We start from the raw sequence: 15,989 nt of genomic DNA, 5'->3' as shown, positions 1-15,989 counted from the left end.
CTTAAAACGGCTGCAAGTATAAATTATTTTTAAATGATAAAAAAAACCTCGAATATAATTTCGAGGTTTTGTTTCTTTTTTAAGTTAACTCGCTTAGAGTTTCTTGGCATTTGCAACCTTTTGATTAGTTATAGCAATTTTAATAACATCGCTCATGTCTGTTACATAATGGAAGGTCAAGCCTTTTAAATATTCTGGTTTAATTTCTTCAATATCCCTTCTATTGTCTTCGCACAGCAATATCTCTTTAATTCTAGCACGTTTGGCAGCCAAGATTTTTTCTTTAATGCCTCCTACCGGAAGCACTTTGCCCCTTAATGTAATTTCGCCAGTCATAGCAAGACTTTTCTTTACTTTCCTTTGTGTAAATAAAGACACCAGTGAAGTTAACATGGTTACACCTGCACTTGGACCATCTTTAGGTGTGGCACCTTCTGGCACGTGGATGTGCACGTTGTATTTTTCAAAAATATCTGGATCTAAATCCAGTTCCTTGGCATTGGATTTTATAAACTCCATGGCAATGGTTGCAGACTCTTTCATAACGGTTCCTAAGTTACCTGTTATGGTTAAATTGCCTTTACCTTTAGAGAGAATCGATTCAATAAATAAAATATCTCCTCCTACCCTTGTCCAAGCCAAGCCTGTAACCACTCCTGCCACATTGTTGTTTTCATATTTATCACGCTCAAGTTTTGGGCCTCCAAGAATGTCTATAATATCCTGATTTGAGATTTTTATATTATATGCTTCTTCCATGGCTATATTTTTAGCAGCATACCGAACCATTTTTGCCAATTGTTTTTCCAAACCACGAACCCCAGACTCCCTAGTATAACCTTCTACAATTTTTTCCAACTGAGGTTTTCCTATTTTCAAGTCCTTATCGGTTAATCCATGCTCTTTTAATTGTTTTGGCAATAAATGACGTTTGGCTATTTCCACTTTCTCTTCAATGGTATAACCTGTTACGTTTATAATCTCCATTCTATCCAACAAAGCAGGTTGAATGGTTGACAAACTGTTAGATGTGGCAATAAACATGACTTTAGACAGATCGTAGCCCATTTCCAGGAAGTTATCGTAAAATTCATTATTTTGTTCTGGGTCTAAAACCTCCAACATAGCAGAAGATGGATCTCCTTGATGCGAGCTGGACAGCTTGTCTATTTCGTCTAACACAAAAACGGGATTGGAAGTGCCAGCTTTTTTAAGGCTTTGAATGATGCGACCAGGCATGGCTCCTATATAGGTTTTTCTATGACCTCTTATTTCAGCTTCATCACGCAATCCACCCAATGAAATTCGTACATATTCCCTTCCTAAAGCTTCGGCAATGGATTTCCCCAAAGAGGTTTTACCAACTCCTGGAGGTCCATAAAGACATAGAATTGGCGATTTCATGTCGTTTCTCAATTTAATGACAGCCAGATATTCCAAAATACGTTTTTTAACGTCGTCCAGTCCATAATGGTCGCGATCCAATATGCGTTTGGCACGCTTTAAATCGAATTTATCTTTACTAAACTCGTTCCAAGGCAAATCCAAAAACAAGTCCAAATAATTTCGTTGAATGGAATATTCAGCAACCTGAGGGTTCATACGTTGAAGCTTTGCTATTTCCTTATTGAAATGTTCTTCAACCTTTTCGTCCCATTTTTTGGATTTTGCTCGCGTTTTCATTTCTTCAAGCTCTTCATCATAACTCACGCCACCCAATTCTTCTTGAATGGTTTTCATTTGTTGATGAAGAAAATACTCACGCTGTTGTTGGCTCATATCACTTTGAACCTTTAACTGGATATCGTTTTTTAGTTCCAATTTTTGAAACTCGACATTCATGAATTTTAACGTTGCCAAAGCTCTTTCCTTAAGATCGTTGATCTCTAACAAGGACTGCTTTTCGTTTACTGTTAAATTCATGTTGGAAGACACAAAGTTTATTAAAAACGAATTACTTTCTATGTTTTTAATGGCAAAGGATGCTTCACTAGGAATGTTAGGACTGTCTTTGATAATTTGTAGGGCCAAATCCTTAATGGACTCTATAATGGCATCAAATTCCTTGTTGTTTTTACTTGGCCTGGCCTCTGGAACTTCGCGAATGGTAGCATTTATATAAGGTTTTTCGGTAATAACCTCTGCTACTTGAAACCTTTTCTTTCCTTGAATAATTACGGTTGTATTGCCATCTGGCATTTTTAAAACACGTAATATTCTTGCAACAGTACCTGTTTCGTGAATATCTGCTGCAGTAGGATCTTCAACGGCTTCGTCTTTTTGAGCCACCACACCTATCACCTTACTGCCTTTATTGGCATCGTCAATCAACTTAATGGATTTATCCCTTCCAGCAGTAATAGGAATCACCACTCCAGGAAATAAAACAGTATTCCTTAACGATAAAATAGGTAAGGTTTCCGGTAATTTTTCGTTTGATATTTCTTCTTCATCTTCAGGTGTCATTAAAGGTATTAATTCTGAATTTTCATCAAAATCCTGAAATGACAAACTGTCAAGGCTAAATAAATCTCTTTTCTTCATATATATTATTAAGTCATTCTGTCATTAATTATATTAATTTCAAAATGATTATCATTTTAATGGGTTAAGCATTACATTCTAAAACCTTGATTATTCATAGCTTAACAAATAACAAGGAATTAATCACCAATAAAAGTTCAATTAATATGCCATACTTTATAAAGCATCAAAAAACTTAGGATGGTGTTTGAAAATAATATACAAACTTATAGGTTTTAAAAAAATTAAAATATTTTTTAAGCAAACTGTAACAAACTATCTTTAACATCATCTTTAAAATAACAAACCGTTTTAATTGAGTCTAACCCATCAACATATAGAAGAGCTTATATCGCTTTGCAAGTCTGGAAACCAATTGGCGCAATTGGAAATTTACAACAGATATCACAAAGCCATGTTTAATGTAGCATACAGAATTGCAAAAGATCGTTTTGAAGCTGAAGACATTATGCAAGAGGCTTTTTTACTGGCTTTTACAAAACTTGAAAGCTTAAAGGACACTGCTACGTTTGGAGCCTGGTTAAAACGCATTGTTATTAATAACAGCATGCACCATTTAAAAAAGAACAGCAAATTTGAAAGCACTTCTTTTGATGATGTGAAATATAAAATTGAAAGTGAGGATCCAGAGATTTCCATCGATTATGAGTTTACAAATTTAAGGGCAAAACAAGTTCTGGACACCTTAAACACTTTAAAGGAAAGCTACAGGATTACACTCACATTGCATTTAATTGAAGGTTACGACTATGAGGAGATTGGGACCATTTTAAATATTAGTTATGCTAATTGTAGAACCACCATATCTAGAGCTAAAGAAAGTTTAAGACAAAAATTACAACCTCTAGCAACGCCATAAAAAAAAAAGCTATGAATACAGATAATTTAAACAAACTGTTTGATGATTTAAAAGATGAATTTGACATTGAAGAACCAAATTCTGGACATACCAAACGGTTTTTAACCAAGCTAAACAGCCAAGCAGATACTATGTCAAGTGTAACAGCCACAAAAAAATCATGGTTTTGGAAGCCATTGGCGGGAATTGCTGCCACTCTGGTTTTAATCATGACTTTGGTAATAGCAAATGGTTCGCAAAACAAGGTAAGAGATTTGGCCAATGTTTCTCCAGAAATGAAAGAAACCCAACGTTTTTTTGCAAGTACCATTTCTGAAGAGTTAAAAAAACTGGAAAACCAATCGAATCCAGAAACCAAAATGATTATTAACGATGCGTTAATTCAAATTAAAAAACTGGAAATGGATTATGAAAACCTAAAAATAGACCTGACCAAAAGTGGTGATGACAATCGTGTAATTTTTGCCATGATAAAAAACTTTCAAAACCGAATAGATATTTTACAAAACACCTTAAAACATATAGAAAACATAAAACAACTAAATAACTTTAACAATGAAAGCAATTCAAACATATAGCATCATCCTGCTTCTTTTAACCATATCTTTCTGTGGTTATGCAGCTACAGAAACAAACGGGATTTCAAAGGAAAAACACACCAAGGAAAAAATCATTAAAAAATCTTTTAACGTGTCGGCAAACGCCACTTTAAAAATCGATAATAGCTATGGAAACCTGGACATAGTGACTTGGAACGAAAACAGAATTGAAATTGTGGTAACCATTACCACCAAAGGAAACGACGAAGAAAAAGTACAGCGTAAACTAGACGACATTACAGTAGATTTTAATGCCACAAACAGTTTGGTTTCTGCAAAAACCATATTCAATAAAACCAGGTCCAATTCCTGGTGGAACTGGAACAGTAACAATAATGTAAACATGAGCATTAATTATGTGGTTAAAATGCCTATTACAAATGCTGTGGATTTAAGCAATGATTATGGAAACATTAACTTGGGAAAACTTGAGGGACGAGCCATTATTAATTGCGATTATGGCAAAATAACCACCAAAGAGCTTATGGCATCCAATAACAAAATTAATTTTGATTACACCTCTAACTGTTATTTTGAATACATAAACAGTGCTGAAATAAATGCCGATTACAGTGGTTTTACCATTGCAAAAGCAAAAAACATACTTTTAAATGCCGATTACACCTCCTCTATTTTAGAAACTGTTGAAAATATAAATTATGAATGCGATTACGGTTCCATTAAAATAAATAGAGCCAATAATATTGTGGGAAATGGCGATTATTTAACCGTTGTTATTGGAGATGTTTATAAAAACGTAAATCTTGAAGCCGATTATGGCTCCATTAAAATTGATAACATAACAGAACAAGCAGGAAATGTGAACATAGAATCTGATTATACTGGCATTAAAATTGGACATGCAGCCAACTATCACTTTAATTTCGATATTGATTTGGAATATGCGTCCTTAAATGACAGTGGGTTTGAGTTCCATAAAAAACATGAAGAATCTGGAGGAAATTATTATACTGGATATTATGGTTCACCAAACTCCGGAAACATGGTAAAAATAGAATCAGACTACGGAAGCGTGTCTTTTTACAAAAACTAACCGATAAAACATCAAAAAACATTATGAAAAAAATCATTCTTATAATAACAGTACTTATTTCCTCTTTTAGTTTTGCACAAAAAGTGAAAGGCAACGGAAACGTGACAAGCAAAACAAGAACCACAGCAGATTATAACGCTATCTCCTGTTCTGGGTTTATGGATTTTGAATTGATAAAAGGTACGGAAGGTGCCATTAAAATTGAAGGAGAAGCCAATCTTTTGAATTATATTATTACCGAAGTAAAAGACAACAAGCTCATGGTAAAAACCAAAGATCGTGTTAATTTAAAACCGTCGCCTAATAAAGGCATAAAAATCACCATTCCTTTTCAAGATATTGATGAAGTGTCTTTGTCAGGCTCCGGAGATTTATGGTGTAAAGACATTATAATTACAACGGATTTAAAAGTATCCTTAGCTGGTTCTGGTGATGTTACTTTAATTTTAAAAACCGACACCTTAAAATGCGATTTAACAGGATCTGGCGATATAAAATTAAAAGGGAGCACAAATAACCTGGAAGCCACGTTAACAGGATCTGGAGACTTAAACGCATCGAGTGTGACTTCAGACTATACAGAGGTTTCCGTTACAGGTTCTGGAAATGCCAATGTAACTAGCAATAAATATCTAAAGGCACGAGTTACAGGTTCTGGCGATATTGAATACACTGGAAACCCTGAAAAAGAGGATACCAAAGTGGCTGGCTCTGGGAGTATTAGTAAAGATTAAGGTTTAAACCACAATAATAAAGGCCACTCTAACTGAGTGGCTTTTTTTATATAAATGAAAACTATTCAGTATCCAAATACAGTCTTGGAACGGAATAACTAGTGCCATTTTGAGATTGTTCTATCTTAAAGGACGATTCTTGAACATCACTAAATCTGAACCAGATATCAGTAGCTACTTGTCCTGAACCTCCTAAATTTTCGATTTTCATTACACGTTCACTTTCGTTAACCCAAATCCAATCACCAGTTGATATAACTTCGTTTCCTAGAAGCGTAACTTTTTGCTCGTACATGCCATTAGAGTGAAAATAAATATCAGCAGTAAAATCTTCAGAATCATACCACCATTTGTCAAATAAAGAAGATAGTTCTGTGTTAGTTCCATTTCCATTATTGGTGGTATTATTAAAATCACCTTCCAAAGGCTCATTATCACATGAAGAAACGTTAAACATTAAAAAAGCAAGAAGTAAATAAGGGGCTAATTTTAAATTTTTCATAATAGGTTTTAATATAGTTTTTGTAAACATAAGCTTTTTTTGTAAAAATTAGTTTGGGTTTGTTTTAGGTACGCGAAATAGCAAAATAATGCCAACCAAAAAGAACACAAACAAAAACACGATGGCATTTCGCATGCTTCCAGTAATTTGATCGATGCTGGCAAAAATAACCATTCCAATAACGATACCTATTTTTTCAGCAACATCATAAAAACTAAAGAAGGAAGTTGAATCGTCTGTTTCCGGTAAAAATTTAGAATAAGTGGATCTGGCCAAAGCTTGAATGCCTCCCATAACCAAGCCAACCACACCAGCCGTAATATAAAACTGTATTGGAGTAACTACAAAATAAGCAGCAAAACACATCGTCATCCAGATAACATTTACGCTTATCAATGTTTTGATGTTCCCAAACTTTTCTGATGCCCTAGAGGTTAAAACAGCTCCCAAAATAGCTACTATTTGAATCACCAAAATACTCACAATCAAACCCATGGTTTTCTCGCTGTTATCTGCCCAAGAAATTTCTTCTTCCCCAAAATAAACAGCCACCAACATAATGGTTTGAACTGCCATGCTAAATACAAAAAATGCAGCTAGATAGCGCTTTAACCTCAAGTTTTGCTTTAATTGATGCCAAACCTGACGTAATTCCCTAAATCCGTTAAGAACCACATTTCTAGTTACTTTTTCGCCATTTAAAACGCCTTTAGGCAAAATGTAAAACGTATATTGACTGAATAAAATCCACCAAACACCAACCATCACAAAGGACCAGCGCATCATTTCCATTTTAGCCTCTCCAGTTTCTTGGCTCATAACCATGGCTAAATTTATAATAAGTAAAATAACGCTACCTACATATCCTAAAGAAAAACCTCTGGCACTGATTCTGTCTTGTTGCTCTGGAAAAGCAATATCTGGCAAATATGAATTATAAAACACCAAACTTCCCCAATAGCCAATCAATCCCATAAAATAAAACAACAAACTCATGTAAATATGGTCCAAGCTAAACCAATACAACCCAATACAGCCCAATCCACCAACGTAACAGAAAAATTTCATGAAACTCTTTTTATTCCCAACATAATCTGCTATTCCAGACAATAAAGGCGACATCACCGAAACTACCAAAAACGTAAAAGCGGTTACAAAGGTTATTAAAGCTGTGCTTTTAAACTCAAAACCAAAAGCGTTAACATGTTTAATGTTGCTTGCAAATAAAGCAGAATAAAATATGGGGAAAATTGAAGAAGCAATGGTTAAAGTATACACAGAATTTGCCCAATCGTAAAATGCCCAAGCATTTAGCAATTTTTTACTTCCTTTTTCTAGTTTTGCCATACATGTTTTTTAATAAAAAAAGCTGTTCAAATTTAGAACAGCTTCGAAAATAAGTAAATATTTTAAAACATCACTTTTAAAATTTAGTTATTGGTTTAAATGAGGTGACACCAAACTTTTTTGCTTCAGATACAGCCATTGGAACCAAAGACTGGATGTTTTGTATTCTTGAAGCATTGGATGGATGTGTGCTGAGTATTTCTGGTGGCGCATTGCCTCCACTATTGGCTTCCATGCGCTTCCATAATTCGGCAGCCTCACTAGGATTATAACCAGCCAAGGCCATTAAAATCAATCCTATTTTATCTGCTTCAGCTTCATGACTTCTACTAAAAGGAAGCATCACGCCTACTTGAGAACCAATACCATAATACTGATTAAAGGCAGCTCTATCGTTATCATTTTGAATAGCGATATTACCAGCCAATGCCACGCCTTGTTGAATATAATCTGCACTCATACGCTGTTGTCCATGATTGGCAAGCGCGTGAGCAACTTCGTGTCCCATTATGGCTGCCACACCTGTTTCACTTTGGGCTATGGGAAGGATTCCTGTGTAAAATACAATCTTACCTCCTGGCATACACCAAGCATTAACTGTTTTATCGTCAATTAAATTGTATTCCCATTTGTAGTCTTTTAAATACCCTTGATAGCCATTGGCGTTTAACCAACGTTCAGCAGCTACAGATATACGCTGTCCTACCCTTTTTATCATTTCAGATTGTGCAGTTCCCGTAACAACTTTACTTTCGCTAAGCACTTGGTTGTATTGCTGGAATGCTGTTGGGAATAATTGGGAATTCGGCACTAAGGCCATGGTTTGTTTTCCGGTAAAAGGATTGGTGGAACAAGCCATTACTACCAAAAGTAAAACAAACACACTTATTATTTTTTTAATCGTCATTTTAAAATATTTTTTCAGGAGTTAAAATTACAAAAATCATTCCTTAATTTTTTAGAGGAACACATTTTGTTTTTTAACACAATTCTTGTAAAGTTAAATAATTTTTGTCGACAAAAGGTGTTACAAACACTAATAAATTTAACCCATATGAAAATTTTATTAAGCTGCTTGCTGGTCTTGACCTTGCAAAGCTGTATGAGCCAAGAAAACAAAAAAAACTCAAATAAGGACACATTTAAAATCTCAAAAACCAATACACAATGGAAACAGGAACTAAGTGCCAAGGCATATTATGTGTTAAGGGAAGGTGGTACAGAACGCGCTTTTTCCAGTCCGTTAAACGATACTGAAGACGCTGGAACCTATGTTTGCGCTGCCTGCAAAACCCCTTTGTTTAATAGTGAACATAAATTCGACTCCGGAACTGGATGGCCAAGTTTTGACAGGGAAATCCCTGGAAATGTTGCTTTCTCCAAGGAAGGGAATGGTTTTACCGGAATTGAAGAGCATTGTGCCACTTGTGGAGGGCATTTGGGACATGTATTTAACGATGGTCCTAAAGAGACCACTGGAAAAAGACACTGTATAAATGGTGTGGCATTGAATTTTATTCCCAACCCATAAGCTAAAGCTTAATAAAGGTCTTCTTTTTTTTTTAACAAGTAGATTGTTGATTGGAGATTGTTGATTGGAAATTGAGGGTTAGGCATTAGAACCTTAAACTTTGAACCTAGAATCTAAAACCTTGAACTTTAAAACTTGAATCTTAAACCAAAAACTTGGAATCCAGAATTGAGAACTTGTAATTTGTTAGATACTTTTTGTACCTTCGTAGCTTCAAAAAACGACTAAAAATTATACAATGAGTAAATACGATATTATTGTTCTTGGAAGTGGTCCTGGTGGCTACGTAACTGCTATTAGAGCGTCCCAGCTAGGTTTTAAAACTGCTGTTGTTGAAAAAGAAAGCCTTGGTGGTGTATGTTTAAATTGGGGTTGTATCCCTACCAAAGCGCTCTTAAAATCTGCCCAAGTGTTTGAATATTTAAAGCATGCCAGCGATTATGGGCTTTCTGTAAAAGAGTTTGATAAAGACTTCAATGCTGTTGTAAAACGTAGTCGTGGTGTTGCTGAAGGGATGAGCAAAGGTGTTCAGTTTTTAATGAAAAAGAACAAGATCGATGTCATTGAAGGGTTTGGAACATTAAAACCTGGAAAAAAAATTGAAGTAAACGGAAAAGAATACAGTGCAGACCACATTATTATAGCTACTGGAGCTCGTTCTAGGGAATTGCCAAGCTTGCCACAAGATGGTAAAAAAGTAATTGGTTATAGAGAAGCCATGACACTGGACAAACAACCTAAAAAAATGATTGTGGTTGGGTCTGGCGCCATAGGTGTTGAATTTGCATACTTTTACAATTCCATGGGAACAGATGTAACCATTGTTGAATTCTTACCAAATATCGTTCCTGTGGAAGACGAAGAAGTTTCCAAACAACTAGAACGTTCTTTCAAGAAAAGTGGCATAAAAATCATGACTTCTTCTGAAGTTACCAAAGTTGACACTTCTGGAAAAGGCGTAAAAGCCACGGTAAAAACTTCTAAAGGAGAAGAAGTCCTTGAAGCCGATATTATATTATCTGCTGTGGGAATTAAAACCAATATTGAAAACATAGGTTTAGAAGATGTTGGTATTGCTGTGGATAGAGATAAAATTTTAGTGAACAACTATTACCAAACAAACATTCCGGGTTATTATGCCATTGGAGATGTCACTCCAGGACAGGCATTGGCTCACGTAGCTTCTGCAGAAGGCATTCTATGTGTTGAAAAAATTGCTGGTATGCATGTGGAAGCTTTAGATTATGGAAACATTCCAGGTTGTACCTACGCTTCGCCAGAAATTGCAAGTGTTGGATTAACCGAAAAACAAGCCAAAGATAAAGGTTACGACATTAAAGTGGGCAAATTCCCTTTCTCAGCCTCAGGTAAAGCAAGTGCTGCTGGAACAAAAGATGGTTTTGTAAAAGTGATTTTCGATGCCAAATATGGGGAATGGTTAGGTTGCCACATGATTGGAGCTGGAGTAACAGACATGATTGCTGAAGCCGTTCTAGGTAGAAAACTTGAAACCACTGGCCATGAAGTTTTAAAAGCCGTACATCCACATCCTACCATGAGTGAAGCTGTTATGGAAGCCGTTGCAGATGCTTATGGTGAGGTGATACATTTATAAATCCCTACTAACCTTCTCAAAGGAAGAGCCTTCGCTCAACCGGAGTGATCTGTTAAAACATTTAAATTAAAGCACGATTCAAAATTTTGAATCGTGCTTTTTTTATAGACTGTGAAATTTAAGACAGTATTATTAAATATTTAAGAAACATTATAGAGGATTTAAAAAACTCTGCAAAGCCAATTCATAACTTTGCAATCCAAAACCAACGATGATACCTTTGGCATAAGGTGCCACATAAGAGTGATGCCTAAAATCCTCGCGCTTAAACGTGTTGGAGATATGCACTTCCACCACAGCAGTTTCTATGGCTGCCACAGCATCTCCTATTCCAACAGACGTATGCGTGTAAGCTGCTGCATTTAAAATAATCCCATAATATAAAAAACCAACTTCGTGAAGCTTATCAATAAGTTCCCCTTCAATGTTGGATTGAAAGTGTTCTAAGATAACTTGAGGGTATTTTGCCTTTATGGTTTCAAAAAATTCATTAAAACTGAGGTTGCCATAAATTTGTGGCTCTCGTTTTCCCAATAGGTTTAAATTGGGACCATTGATAATGATGATTTTTTTCATCTGTAAATGCTTTCTTGTTTTAGTAAAGGTATCAAAAATTAACCCATAAAAAAACCGAAGTGCTGAAACTTCGGTTTTTGGTTTTTTATAAGGGTTGGATTAAAACATGAAGCCAACACCAAATTGCCAAACTGCATTTTTAGCATCTACATTTTCAAAAATGGTATTATCTTCAAAAATATTGGTTAACCCCATGTTGTAACGTCCATTAACAAAAAACCCATTGTCGAATTTATAGGCTGCTCCAAGAACCAAGCCTGTATCAAAATCCTTAACATAAGAGTCGTCTTCGTTAATTTCAATATCGCCTCCATCGTTATTTGGCTGAAAATCCAATTCTTCATGGATCTTAAATCCAAATTGAGGTCCAGCTTCTATACTCAACCCTTTAACCAGATACGCTTTAAGCAATACTGGCACCTGAATATAGTCAAGTTGATATTCTATGTTCTCATTTGTATCGAAGATGTTATCCTGGTCTATTTCCTTTACATCAAACCCTTGTCCAGAATACATAACCTCTGGTTGTAATGAGAATCTTTCTGTAATTGGGATTTCGGCCAATAAACCAACATTAAAACTAGTTCTTGCTTTCACATCGTCTATATCGTCTCCTGTAATTTTAGTGGAGTTTACACCTCCTTTAACACCTAATTGAATAGCTTTGGAGTCTGCTTGCGCATGCAATAACGTAGTGCTAAAAATAAATATTCCTGTAATTAAAATTAATTTTTTCATTGTTATATATTTTTATTGTTTAAGTTCCCTACAAAAATGCCCCAATTTTAGAAGCCTGTTTAACTTATTCAAAAAAAATAATAACGCTAAAAATGTTGTTTTAAAACAAAAAACCGAAGCAATCTTGCTTCGGTTTTTTTAATGAAAATTATAAAACTCTTAGAAATGTAGTGCGAAACCTATTCTTACTGATAAAGGGTTAAAGTCACCATCTCCAGCATCCTCATTCATTCCAAAGTCATATCTTAATCCTGGTTCAACAGAAACATGTTCATTTAAAAACCAAGCATAACCAGCTTGTCCACCAACATACATAGGAGAAAAACTATTTCCTGAAGCTCCATTTAAATCTACTTGGACAGGAATCATTCCAATAATATAGTATTTAGCTCCAATTTTGTAAGAAAACATTCCATCTATATTATCTTCACTACTATAATCACCATAACCTAAACCAGCTTTAATAGCTAAGTTATCAATTATAAAATAACCTCCTTCAACACCAACATTCCATCCAGTATCTCCATCTATTGATGTTAAAGCAAATCCTGTATTGCTTGAGTGAGCACCACCAAAACCAGTATTAGCTTCAACTAAAATACTTCCTTTGTCTGTTTGACCTCCATTAGAACCACTTTCTTGTGCATTCACTTTTGATAATCCAAATACTGCCACAGCAGCGATAAGTAAAATTTTTTTCATAATAAATTTAAGGTTTTTAATTGTTTTAAGGTGGCAAATATAATTATTTTCCACAATTATCAGCCATAAAATGTAAGAAAGCTCTTCCTCACCTTACTTAATAATATAACCCGAAGCGATTTGCTTCGGGTTTTATTAATGAAAAGAAAAATAACAGGTTTTTTTAATTTAAATTAAAGGAGGCTCCTACACTTAAAATTCCAAAATTCCAATCAACACTTCTGTTGTAATAATAATAACCATCATAATAACCGCTATCATAACTAGATCTCACTCCTCTATAAGATGCATTTACCTGAATCTTATCGTTGATGTTGTATCCAAACATTGGTCGGTAATAAAACCCTCCATCGTTGCCATCATTAATACCAACAGCATACCCTAAATCCAAACCTACAGTAAACATCTCGTTAATATTAAAACGACCTGCTCCTGCAATAGGTATAAATTGGGTATCATCGTAGTCTAAACCGTAGTAAGTGTCACCAAAAGAATGGCTATAGCCTGTTGCTGGACCTACACTAAATTTTTCGTTTATTCCAAAAAGATAATTTACATCCAGACCTGCAGAAAAAGTAGCATAGTCACTTCCATCTGCCACAGGCAATCCAATAAAAGCTCCTAAATTAAACCCCTCTTGGGCTTTTACAGCAGTAAAACTTAATACTGTTAAAAATGTCAATAAAAATAATTTCTTCATAATTTTTTAAGTTTTTGTAATTGATTAAACAAAATAACCACTTTTTTTTTTATTAATAAATAAAAACTGTTTTTTTATTAACAATTTATTTAATAATAAACATTAAATTATTAGTTTACAGTATTTTACACAAATAAGTTATTAACAAAATGAAATCGTCCAAACCTTATTCCACCCTTAAAACCTTTATTTGGATACTTTTTGATTTATTTTTGTGATGATGAAATGGGAACACGCTTTAAAAGACTATAAACTTTATCTAAAAATAGAAAGAGGGCTATCCAACAACTCCATAACCAGTTATGGATTGGATGTGGAGAAGCTTATTGGCTATTTGGAGGACAAGCATATAAGTGTATCTCCCTTGAACATTTCAAAAGAAACCATCCAACAATATATTTATGAGCTTGCAAAAACTGTAAATGTAAGGACCCAGTCCAGGATGATTTCCGGCTTGCGCAGTTTTTTTAATTATCTCATTTTTGAGGATTATAGAGTGGATAATCCTTTAGAATTGATAGAATCCCCTAAAATAGGCAGGAAACTACCAGATACACTTTCTTTGGATGATATCAATCGCTTGATTGCTGCCATTGATTTAAGCAAAGCTGAAGGTGAACGCAATCGTGCCATGCTTGAAACCCTTTACAGTTGTGGTTTACGTGTAAGCGAACTTACCAACCTGAAAATTTCGGATTTGTTTTTTGATGAAGGTTTTATTAAAGTTACTGGAAAAGGCGATAAACAACGCTTTGTGCCTATTGTTCAGTCTACTCAAAAATATATTACCTGTTATAAAAACGAAGTAAGAAACCACCTCTCTATTCAAAAAGGACACGAAGACACCTTGTTTTTAAACAGAAGGGGAAAACAACTTACCAGAGCCATGATTTTTACCATCATCAAGCAATTGGCAGTTAAAATCAATCTAGACAAAACCATTTCCCCACATACCTTCAGACATTCTTTTGCCACACATTTGTTGGAAAATGGTGCCGATTTAAGGACCATACAGCTAATGTTGGGACACGAAAGCATTACCACTACCGAAATTTATGTACATGTGGACAAAAGCCATTTAAAAAGTGTGCTTCAAACATTTCATCCCAGAAAATAACATTTTATTTTCTAAATTACTGATTATTAATTATATTTAGTAGGTAATAGCGCCGTTTTAAATCGATTCTCCCATATTAACTACGTTTTTTAATAAAATTTAATCTAGACAATATGGATTTCACGAACTCAAACAGACCACTAAATAATTACCCCAATGGGTTTGGGGAAAAACGCAAGTGGCAACTTGCAGTAGAGATTACCAACGTAGGTGTCTGGGAATTTAACGCCACAGAGAATAAAGTTTATTTTTCCGAAGCTTCAAAACGGATTATCGGTTTTGAAAACGATGCCAATTTTGGAGCTAACCTAAACGATTGGAACAATCGTGTGCACCCAGAAGACAGAAATAAATATTTTCAGGATTATCAAGACCACATTAATGGTTTGAAGCCCATATACATGAATGTGCATCGAGTGGAGTGCAAGGATGGCTCCTATAAATGGATTTTAGATAAAGGAAAAGTTGTGGAAAGAGACTCCAACAACAATCCAATACGTTTTTTAGGCACACATGTAGATATTACCAAACATGTTGAAAACGAAAGAAAACTGGCAAACACCTTAAACATTGTTACCAAACAAAACAATCAACTTAAAAACTTTGCCCATATAGTAACCCACAACCTAAAGCAACATGCAGCCAATTTTGAAAGCCTATTGGATTTTTACTATGAGGCAGAATCAGAATTTGAAAAAGAAGACACCATAAAATACCTCCAAATTCTTTCAGAATCCCTTAGTAAAACCATTGCCAATTTAAAAGAAATTGTATCTGTACAAAACAACAGAACTGCCAAGATTGAAAAAATATACTTGGCACAAGAGACCGATCGTATTTTAAAGATGCTTAAAGTGGTTATTAATGACAACCATGCCGAAGTACAAAACAATATAGACCCTAAATTATTTATACATTACAATCAGTCCTACATAGAAAGTATCATTCAAAACCTCTTAACCAATGCCATAAAATACAAACATCCAGACAGACATCCCAAAATTACCGTTGACAGCATGTTTGATTCTGAAACCATTAAAATTGCCATTAGTGACAATGGCATTGGAATAGATCTGGACAAGTATGGAAACTCCATTTTTGGATTGTACAAAACATTCCATAAAAACCAAGATGCCGAAGGTATTGGATTGTACTTAATAAAAAACCAAATAGAAGCTTACGGTGGCAACATTGAGGTGGAAAGTGAAGTTAATGTTGGCACCACCTTTACCATTAGCATACCCAATAAAAAAACTGCTGTAGTTGAAATTACAAACGTTTAAAAAAAACTTATAAAAAAAGCTTGGGCAAACACCCAAGCTATATTATTTTAATGATTTTGCAGATATTCCCATTGCAAATAAACGCTGT

At 34.7% G+C, this 15,989-nt stretch carries 16 protein-coding genes; 8 read left to right on the top strand and 8 right to left on the bottom strand.

Going from position 1 to position 15,989, the window contains the following annotated elements; genetic code table 11:
* Positions 1 to 93: 93 nt before the first annotated feature.
* Positions 94 to 2,544, bottom strand: a complete 2,451-nt coding sequence (lon, locus tag D778_RS13365; RefSeq protein ID WP_007651628.1) for an endopeptidase La — start codon at positions 2,542 to 2,544, stop codon at positions 94 to 96.
* 295 nt (positions 2,545 to 2,839) lie between these two features.
* Between lon and D778_RS13360 the strand changes: the two genes are divergently transcribed.
* The 4 genes from D778_RS13360 to D778_RS13345 are packed head-to-tail and all read left to right on the top strand — an operon-like array spanning position 2,840 to position 5,790.
* Positions 2,840 to 3,403, top strand: coding sequence for an RNA polymerase sigma factor (locus D778_RS13360; protein WP_007651626.1), 564 nt, complete (start codon positions 2,840 to 2,842; stop codon positions 3,401 to 3,403).
* An 11-nt stretch (positions 3,404 to 3,414) separates the two neighbouring features.
* Positions 3,415 to 3,981 carry a hypothetical protein gene (locus D778_RS13355; RefSeq protein ID WP_007651623.1) on the top strand — a complete coding sequence of 189 codons (567 nt, stop codon included), beginning with the start codon at positions 3,415 to 3,417 and terminating at the stop codon, positions 3,979 to 3,981.
* Entirely contained in the window at positions 3,959 to 5,056 is a 1,098-nt protein-coding gene (locus D778_RS13350; RefSeq protein WP_007651622.1) for a hypothetical protein, read from the top strand. The genes D778_RS13355 and D778_RS13350 overlap by 23 nt, the downstream gene beginning before the upstream one ends.
* Positions 5,057 to 5,079: 23 nt before the next feature.
* Entirely contained in the window at positions 5,080 to 5,790 is a 711-nt protein-coding gene (locus D778_RS13345; protein WP_007651620.1) for a head GIN domain-containing protein, read from the top strand.
* Between the two features lie 61 nt (positions 5,791 to 5,851).
* Here D778_RS13345 and D778_RS13340 read toward each other — a convergent pair whose 3' ends face one another.
* The 3 genes from D778_RS13340 to D778_RS13330 all read right to left on the bottom strand — a co-directional run bounded on the left by D778_RS13340 (position 5,852) and on the right by D778_RS13330 (position 8,546).
* A complete protein-coding gene (locus D778_RS13340; RefSeq protein ID WP_040492564.1) occupies positions 5,852 to 6,322 on the bottom strand; it encodes a hypothetical protein in 471 nt (156 codons plus the stop codon).
* Between the two features lie 18 nt (positions 6,323 to 6,340).
* Complete coding sequence (locus D778_RS13335; RefSeq protein ID WP_007651616.1) at positions 6,341 to 7,639, bottom strand: MFS transporter; 1,299 nt, start codon at positions 7,637 to 7,639, stop codon at positions 6,341 to 6,343.
* Between the two features lie 76 nt (positions 7,640 to 7,715).
* Positions 7,716 to 8,546, bottom strand: a complete 831-nt coding sequence (locus tag D778_RS13330) for a M48 family metallopeptidase (RefSeq protein ID WP_007651614.1) — start codon at positions 8,544 to 8,546, stop codon at positions 7,716 to 7,718.
* Between the two features lie 147 nt (positions 8,547 to 8,693).
* On the opposite strand from D778_RS13330, the gene msrB reads away from it, so the two are divergent.
* Together msrB and lpdA are read left to right on the top strand one after the other, a co-directional pair.
* Positions 8,694 to 9,170, top strand: a complete 477-nt coding sequence (gene msrB, locus D778_RS13325) for a peptide-methionine (R)-S-oxide reductase MsrB (protein WP_007651609.1) — start codon at positions 8,694 to 8,696, stop codon at positions 9,168 to 9,170.
* Positions 9,171 to 9,408: 238 nt separating this feature from the next.
* Positions 9,409 to 10,785 (top strand): dihydrolipoyl dehydrogenase, encoded by a 1,377-nt coding sequence (gene lpdA, locus D778_RS13320; RefSeq protein ID WP_007651607.1) that lies wholly within the window; start codon positions 9,409 to 9,411, stop codon positions 10,783 to 10,785.
* A 150-nt stretch (positions 10,786 to 10,935) separates the two neighbouring features.
* Here lpdA and aroQ read toward each other — a convergent pair whose 3' ends face one another.
* The 4 genes from aroQ to D778_RS13300 all read right to left on the bottom strand — a co-directional run bounded on the left by aroQ (position 10,936) and on the right by D778_RS13300 (position 13,501).
* Positions 10,936 to 11,361, bottom strand: coding sequence for a type II 3-dehydroquinate dehydratase (gene aroQ, locus D778_RS13315; protein ID WP_007651605.1), 426 nt, complete (start codon positions 11,359 to 11,361; stop codon positions 10,936 to 10,938).
* A gap of 99 nt (positions 11,362 to 11,460) precedes the next feature.
* Positions 11,461 to 12,099, bottom strand: a complete 639-nt coding sequence (locus D778_RS13310) for a porin family protein (RefSeq protein ID WP_007651602.1) — start codon at positions 12,097 to 12,099, stop codon at positions 11,461 to 11,463.
* Between the two features lie 159 nt (positions 12,100 to 12,258).
* On the bottom strand, positions 12,259 to 12,801 hold the full coding sequence (locus tag D778_RS13305) for a hypothetical protein (RefSeq protein ID WP_007651600.1): 543 nt from the start codon (positions 12,799 to 12,801) through the stop codon (positions 12,259 to 12,261).
* Between the two features lie 163 nt (positions 12,802 to 12,964).
* The gene (locus D778_RS13300; RefSeq protein WP_007651597.1) at positions 12,965 to 13,501 is read right to left on the bottom strand and encodes an outer membrane beta-barrel protein; all 537 of its coding nucleotides are present in this window, start codon (positions 13,499 to 13,501) and stop codon (positions 12,965 to 12,967) included.
* A 220-nt stretch (positions 13,502 to 13,721) separates the two neighbouring features.
* Between D778_RS13300 and xerD the strand changes: the two genes are divergently transcribed.
* Complete coding sequence (gene xerD / locus D778_RS13295; RefSeq protein WP_007651595.1) at positions 13,722 to 14,618, top strand: site-specific tyrosine recombinase XerD; 897 nt, start codon at positions 13,722 to 13,724, stop codon at positions 14,616 to 14,618.
* Positions 14,619 to 14,731: 113 nt separating this feature from the next.
* A complete protein-coding gene (locus tag D778_RS13290; protein ID WP_007651592.1) occupies positions 14,732 to 15,901 on the top strand; it encodes a PAS domain-containing sensor histidine kinase in 1,170 nt (389 codons plus the stop codon).
* Positions 15,902 to 15,989: the final 88 nt, after the last annotated feature.

Origin of the sequence: Xanthomarina gelatinilytica (genome assembly GCF_000348685.1) — a bacterium.
GTDB classification, from domain to species: Bacteria; Bacteroidota; Bacteroidia; order Flavobacteriales; family Flavobacteriaceae; genus Xanthomarina; species Xanthomarina gelatinilytica.
The sequence above is the reverse complement of the archived record's forward strand: the minus strand, read 5'-3'. Positions and strand labels throughout refer to the sequence as shown.

Coding starts and splice junctions, on each gene's coding strand:
- D778_RS13340 (WP_040492564.1), bottom strand. CDS start 6,322: ATGTTTACAAAAACTATATTAAAACCTATTATGAAAAATTTAAAATTA.
- D778_RS13330 (WP_007651614.1), bottom strand. CDS start 8,546: ATGACGATTAAAAAAATAATAAGTGTGTTTGTTTTACTTTTGGTAGTA.
- D778_RS13345 (WP_007651620.1), top strand. CDS start 5,080: ATGAAAAAAATCATTCTTATAATAACAGTACTTATTTCCTCTTTTAGT.
- lon (WP_007651628.1), bottom strand. CDS start 2,544: ATGAAGAAAAGAGATTTATTTAGCCTTGACAGTTTGTCATTTCAGGAT.
- D778_RS13335 (WP_007651616.1), bottom strand. CDS start 7,639: ATGGCAAAACTAGAAAAAGGAAGTAAAAAATTGCTAAATGCTTGGGCA.
- lpdA (WP_007651607.1), top strand. CDS start 9,409: ATGAGTAAATACGATATTATTGTTCTTGGAAGTGGTCCTGGTGGCTAC.
- xerD (WP_007651595.1), top strand. CDS start 13,722: ATGAAATGGGAACACGCTTTAAAAGACTATAAACTTTATCTAAAAATA.
- D778_RS13300 (WP_007651597.1), bottom strand. CDS start 13,501: ATGAAGAAATTATTTTTATTGACATTTTTAACAGTATTAAGTTTTACT.
- D778_RS13350 (WP_007651622.1), top strand. CDS start 3,959: ATGAAAGCAATTCAAACATATAGCATCATCCTGCTTCTTTTAACCATA.
- D778_RS13290 (WP_007651592.1), top strand. CDS start 14,732: ATGGATTTCACGAACTCAAACAGACCACTAAATAATTACCCCAATGGG.
- D778_RS13305 (WP_007651600.1), bottom strand. CDS start 12,801: ATGAAAAAAATTTTACTTATCGCTGCTGTGGCAGTATTTGGATTATCA.
- D778_RS13355 (WP_007651623.1), top strand. CDS start 3,415: ATGAATACAGATAATTTAAACAAACTGTTTGATGATTTAAAAGATGAA.
- msrB (WP_007651609.1), top strand. CDS start 8,694: ATGAAAATTTTATTAAGCTGCTTGCTGGTCTTGACCTTGCAAAGCTGT.
- D778_RS13310 (WP_007651602.1), bottom strand. CDS start 12,099: ATGAAAAAATTAATTTTAATTACAGGAATATTTATTTTTAGCACTACG.
- aroQ (WP_007651605.1), bottom strand. CDS start 11,361: ATGAAAAAAATCATCATTATCAATGGTCCCAATTTAAACCTATTGGGA.